The 5,420-nt window shown below is 73.0% G+C and carries 5 protein-coding genes; 3 read left to right on the top strand and 2 right to left on the bottom strand.

Annotated elements, in window-relative coordinates:
• A partial coding sequence (locus tag ABYE80_RS16330) for a putative quinol monooxygenase (protein WP_372791367.1) occupies window positions 1-275 on the bottom strand: 275 nt, incomplete at its 3' end.
• Between the two features lie 88 nt (window positions 276-363).
• On the opposite strand from ABYE80_RS16330, the gene ABYE80_RS16325 reads away from it, so the two are divergent.
• Window positions 364-1,431 carry a GGDEF domain-containing protein gene (locus tag ABYE80_RS16325; protein ID WP_372791366.1) on the top strand — a complete coding sequence of 356 codons (1,068 nt, stop codon included), beginning with the start codon at window positions 364-366 and terminating at the stop codon, window positions 1,429-1,431.
• Here ABYE80_RS16325 and ABYE80_RS16320 read toward each other — a convergent pair.
• Window positions 1,352-2,152: an SDR family NAD(P)-dependent oxidoreductase gene (locus ABYE80_RS16320; protein WP_372791365.1), complete on the bottom strand. Its 801-nt coding sequence runs from the start codon at window positions 2,150-2,152 to the stop codon at window positions 1,352-1,354. The two genes, ABYE80_RS16325 and ABYE80_RS16320, sit on opposite strands and share 80 nt — an antisense overlap.
• 118 nt (window positions 2,153-2,270) lie before the next feature.
• Between ABYE80_RS16320 and ABYE80_RS16315 the strand changes: the two genes are divergently transcribed.
• Together ABYE80_RS16315 and ABYE80_RS16310 are read left to right on the top strand one after the other, a co-directional pair.
• Window positions 2,271-3,596 (top strand): glycerophosphodiester phosphodiesterase family protein, encoded by a 1,326-nt coding sequence (locus ABYE80_RS16315; RefSeq protein ID WP_372791364.1) that lies wholly within the window; start codon window positions 2,271-2,273, stop codon window positions 3,594-3,596.
• Window positions 3,597-3,764: 168 nt separating this feature from the next.
• Window positions 3,765-5,357 carry a sensor histidine kinase gene (locus tag ABYE80_RS16310; RefSeq protein ID WP_372791363.1) on the top strand — a complete coding sequence of 531 codons (1,593 nt, stop codon included), beginning with the start codon at window positions 3,765-3,767 and terminating at the stop codon, window positions 5,355-5,357.
• Window positions 5,358-5,420: the final 63 nt, after the last annotated feature.

Raw genomic sequence — 5,420 nt, 5'->3', positions numbered from 1 at the left:
TCGTACTTGATGATCTTCGGCGGCGCGCTGACCCAGCCGGCGAGTGCCTGCGCGGCGGCGCCGAAGTGTGGCGACGAGAGATGCCCGCCGAACGCCGCCTCGTCGGCGTAGCGCTCGACCATGACGAACTGGTTCGGGCTCCCGACCGCCTCGAAGAGGTGGTACTCGAGCACGCCCTCCTCGGCATTGCTGGCCTCGACGAGGCCACCGACTCCCCCGAGGAACTCCTCGCGCTTCTCGGGCAGGATCGACAGGTGGGCGTGAACGATGAGCATTGGTGCTCTCCTCTGGATGGGGAGAGGGAGTCCTACCACGCCAGGACGCTTCAGGCGACGGCTCCACCTGCCGACTACCACGGGAGGAATGAGTCCGCACCGCCCCCTGCGTGCCGGCACGCCCGTCGAGGTGACGGTGCTCGCGGTGATCGCCCTGATCCTCGGGCTTGCCTGCTTCCTCGCCGCGGCCTTCCCGATCTCTGCGCAGACGCCGCGGGGCCTGCTCGTCGTCTACGGCTCGGTCAACGTGGGGATCGCGGCCGCCCTGGCGCTCGCCGGGCCGCGCGCGCTGGGCAGGGGACTGCACCTCGGGCTCGCCCTCCTCGTGGTGGTCCGCGCGTGCATGGTCGGCACCGCGGCAACCGAGCGCGGCCTGATGCTGGCCGCGCTGGGCTTCGTCTGGACTGCCGTCTACGTCGCCTACTTCTTCGGTCCGCGGGTGTCCCGCGGGTACGCGACGCTCATGACCGTCGCGCTCGCCGCGGGCCTGCTGCTGGCGCGTGCCCCGACGGACGTGTCCGTGTGGGCCACGATCTCCGCGATGATCTGGGTGGCGGTCACGATCCTCGGTCGGCTGAACGCGCGCCTGCGCGCCGAGGCCCACTGCGACGGCCTCACCGGCCTGCTGAACCGCACGGGGCTCGCGTTCGCCGCGGTGCGACTGCGCGCGCAGGCCCATCGCCGCGGCGAGTCGCTCGCCGTGGTCATGGTCGATCTCGACGGATTCAAGGACGTCAACGACCGGCACGGTCACGCCGTCGGTGATCGGCTGCTGGTCGAGCTCGCCGCGGCCTGGTCGGCGTCGCTGCGGCCCGAGGACCTGCTGGCGCGCTTCGGGGGCGACGAGTTCGTCCTGGTGCTCGCGGTGGGCGACGAACGGCAGGTCGGGGCGGTGCTCGACCGCCTCGCCCGGGCGCACACGGTGTCCTGGACCTCGGGCGCCGTCATCTGCGCCGAGGACGAGTCGCTCACGGAGGCCATCGAGCGCGCCGACCGCCGGCTGTACGCGGCGAAGCGGCCGGTCCGGCATACGGTGGACGCCGCCGGCACGGCGTCCCCGCGACAGCCGACGCCCGTCAGACCGGGTAGAACCGGCGCATCAGGGGCAGCAGCAGCGCCCGCGGCGTATAGCGGCCACCCAGCGTCGCGACCTTGATCGCCGCGCCGGGGACCACGACCCGCTTGCCGGCGTCCAGGCCCGCGATGGCCTGCCGCGCGACCTCCTCGGGGGAGACCATCGAGAACCCCGGGGCGTTCGCGAACAGCTCCTCGGCACCGGCGACCTCGGCGAACTCGGTCTGGACCGGACCGGGGCACAGCGCCGTGACCGAGACCCCGTGCGGCCGCAGCTCCGCGTGGAGTCCCTCCGAGAACGCGAGCGCGAAGGCCTTCGACGCCGCGTAGGTGGCCTGGCCGGGGATCGGCTGGAACCCGGCGGACGAGGCGACCACGAGCACCGCTCCCGACCGGCGCTCGCGCATCTTGGGCGCCCAGGCCCCGGTCAGCGCCACCACCGCCTCGCAGTTCAGGCGCACCATGCCGGTCTCGCGGTCCATCGGCACGGTGCCGAACTCCCCGACCGTCCCGAACCCGGCGTTGTTCACGAGGATCGAGACGGTGAGACCCAGATCGGCCACGCGAGCCGGCAGCGCGTCACGCGCCGCGGGGTCGGCGAGGTCGCACGCGAGCACGTCCGCGCGCACGCCGTGCTGCGCGGCCAGCTCCGCGGCGATCGCGGTCAGCCGATCCTCCCGGCGGGCCACCAGCACGAGGTTGTGCCCGCGCCCGGCGAGGTCCCGGGCGAGGTCGACGCCGATCCCCGACGAGGCGCCGGTGACGAGAGCGGTGTGGTCGGGGCGCGGCTCGGGAAGGGGCATGCGGGGACCGTACAGATGACGCGCCACCGCACCGGTTCGTCGACCGCTGACGCGCGCCGGTCACGCAGAACGTAGGCTGGGGCCTCCTTCGCCGGCCCCCGACCGATCCACGGTGACCATGACCCGCTTCCTCCTCGCCCTCGGCGCCGTCCTCGTCCTCGCACCGCTGTCCGTGGCCTCGGCCGCGACGAACCCGTGGCTCGAGCAGCGGGTGCTGAACATGACCCACCAGGGCGGGGAGAACGAGCACCCGTCCGGCACCATGTACGCCCTGCGCGAGTCGCTGGGGCTCGGTGCGGACATGCTGGAGCTGGACGTGCAGCCGACGAAGGACGGCACCCTCATGGTGCTGCACGACCAGAGCGTCGAGCGCACGACCGGCGAGGACCGCTCGGTGTACGACCTGTCCGTGGAGGAGACGCAGAAGCTCGACGCCGCGTTCAACTTCGTGCCCGGCCGGGGGACCGTCCGTGGGCTCGCCGCGAGCGAGTACCCGCTGCGCGGCGTGCGGACGGGGGAGAAGGCCCCGCCGCTGGGGTACACGGCCGACGACTTCCGGATCCCGACGCTCGAGGAGGTGCTGCGCGCCTTCCCCGACGTGCCCATGAACATCGAGATCAAGGGCCGTGCCGACGACGACACGGACTCGTTCCTGCGTAACGCGGACCTGCTGGTCGCGCTCCTGAAGCGCGTGCCCTACCCGCCGCTCGTGGTCGTCTCGTTCAACCAGGACGCGGTCGACCGCTTCCACAAGGCGATGCCCGACATCGCCGTCGCCCCGGGGATCACGGGGGTGGCGCAGTTCATGGCGACCGGCGTCGCCCCGGAGGGCACCAAGGCGCTGCAGGTGCCGCCGTCCTTCAACGGCCTCACGATCATGACCCCCGACTTCGTGGCCCGGGCGCACCGCGCGGGCTACGCGGTGCACGTCTGGTTCAGTGGGCAGGAGGAGTCCGAGCGCGTCTACAAGGCGATGCTCGACATGGGAGCCGACGGCCTGATGCCCGCCAAGCCGCGGGACCTCGAGAAGACGCTCTGCGCGCGCAAGGATCCCAGGCCGGCCGGGAACCCCAACCACTGCGAGGGCGGGACGCGGCAGGCCGCCGCCCGCTGCGCGCCACGGCTGCGGACGGCCTCCTCGGCGGGCGCCTCCGGGCGCGTGACCCTCAAGCTGGCCCGTCGCGAGAAGGACGTCACCTTCGCGTGCGGCGGGGTCGTGCGACTGCGCGGCGCGCACGGGGCCTCTCCGGGTCCGCGGTCGCGCTTCGGGTCCGCGGTCTTCCACTTCCCGTACGGCGTGCGTGAGGTCGAGGTGACGGCCCAGCTCGGCCCGCGCACCCGCGGGTACCTGCGCCGCGGGGCGCGGCGCCTGAAGGCCGCTGGGGAGGTGCGTGTCGACGGGCAGTCCCGCTCGCGCGCACGGCGGGTGACGTTGCGCCGCTGACGGTCCGTGGTCCCTCGCCGGCGCCGCGTCCGGCGTTCCACGACACCAGTTGCTGAATGGGGCCGGTTTCGGCCTCCGTGTCGGGGGCGCTATCGTCGGTCGCGTCAGGCAGCGTGAGGACGTCGTCAGGGGCTTGATCACGTGGAGGGCCGTGCCGGGATATCGCGCGTGACCGCCGCCCAGAGCGGTGCGGTGCTCGCCGCCCCGGGCCGCCCGCGCGTCGGACTGCCCGACCCCCACCGCACGGTGCTGCTGGCGCTCCTGGGCCTGCAGGCCCTGGTCGCGGTGATCTTCGCGCTGCGTGCCACCACCGACCTGTTCGGTACCGGTCACGACCAGTTCTGGAGCGGCGGCGTCTACCAGGTGGCGCTGCTGATCAGCGTCGTGGTCTGCGGCTGGCGAAGCGTGGTGGACCGCGCGGACCGCACCCCCTGGCTGCTGATCACCGCGGCGCTCGTCGTCTACTGCGCGGGAGACCTGTACTGGTCGTTCGTGATCGAGCCGATGGCCGATCCTCCGTACCCGTCGCTGGCCGACGCGCTCTACCTGGCGTGGTACCTGCCGATGTTCGCGGGCATGGTGCTGCTCGTCGGATCCGGTCCTGCCCGGCTCAGCCTGGTCGTCCTGTTGCGTGCGGCGGTCGGTGCGCTCGTGCTCGGCAGCATCCTGGCGGCGGTGACGCTCGATCCTCGCGTCACCGCGCTCGAAGGGACGACCGCAGAGGTCCTGACCGCGCTGGCCTACCCGTCGCTGGACGTCGTCCTGCTCATCGTCGTCGCCGGTGCCCTCATAGCGCAGCAGGGGCGTGCCGGTCGCCAGTTCACGCTCCTGGCGGGTGGGCTGCTGCTCTTCGCGGCCGCCGACGCCGTCTATCTCGTCCAGGCCGCGTCCGACGCGTACACGGCGGGCGGACCGGTCGACATCGGATGGGTCCTCGGCGCGGTGTGCATCGCCCACGCGGCGTGGTCCCCGCGAGAGCAGCGCGACATCGACCGCGAGCGCGCGTCGCGCTTCGACGCGATCTCCTCCACGGTGTTCGCGTGCCTGCTGGTGGGCATGCTCGGCTACATGACGCTCGGCGACCCGCCGTCGGCCGCCAAGGTGCTGGTCGCCGCCGGGGTCGTCGTGCTGCTCGGCGAGCAGGCCATCTCCAAGCGGGCGCTGCGCCGGCTGACCGACCGGCACGACGCGATGAGCGAGGACCTGCACGACAACGTGCTGCAGCACGTGCTCGCCGCGCGGCAGGACCTCGAGCTCGCGTCGCAGGGTGACGCCGAGGCGCTGACCTACGCGCGAAGCGCGCTCGAGAGCCTCGTGGTCGAGCTGCGCACCGTGATGCTGGCGCTGCGACCCGCCCGGCTCGCCGCCACCGAGGTGGCGGATGCGCTGACCGACGCCGTCGCGGATCTGGTCCGGCGACAGGACGTGCGCCTGCACGTGGACCTGCCCGCGCGGGTGATCGGACCGCACGCCGACCTCGTGTTCGGGATCGCACGCGAGCTCGTCGCCAACGCCGCCCGTCACGCGCAGGCGACCGTCATCAGCGCCGAGGCCCGGCTCGTCGACGACGACGACCTCGAGCTGCTGATCACCGACGATGGCATCGGGTTGCTGCCGGACCGTCGCAAGTCCGCGGAGCGCGGCGGGCATCTCGGCCTCGTCCTGGTCGCGCGGCGTGTCGAACGCGCCGGTGGCACGCTCAGGATCACCGCCGGCCGCGGCGTGGGCACCACGATCGTCGCGCGCATCCCGCGGCCCTGACGGGCGGGATACCGACCCGTCGCGGCGTCTAAGGTGCCGGGCATGCGCCGCATGGTCCCCGTC

This window comes from Paraconexibacter sp., from assembly GCF_041602235.1.
In the GTDB taxonomy this organism is placed as follows: Bacteria; Actinomycetota; Thermoleophilia; order Solirubrobacterales; family Solirubrobacteraceae; genus Paraconexibacter.
Note: the sequence above shows the minus strand (reverse complement) of the source record. Positions and strands in the feature narration are given on the sequence as shown.

What these genes read in the sequence shown, in the direction of transcription:
- ABYE80_RS16325 (WP_372791366.1), top strand. Translation starts at nt 364, where the DNA reads ATGAGTCCGCACCGCCCCCTGCGTGCCGGCACGCCCGTCGAGGTGACG.
- ABYE80_RS16320 (WP_372791365.1), bottom strand. Translation starts at nt 2,152, where the DNA reads ATGCCCCTTCCCGAGCCGCGCCCCGACCACACCGCTCTCGTCACCGGC.
- ABYE80_RS16315 (WP_372791364.1), top strand. Translation starts at nt 2,271, where the DNA reads ATGACCCGCTTCCTCCTCGCCCTCGGCGCCGTCCTCGTCCTCGCACCG.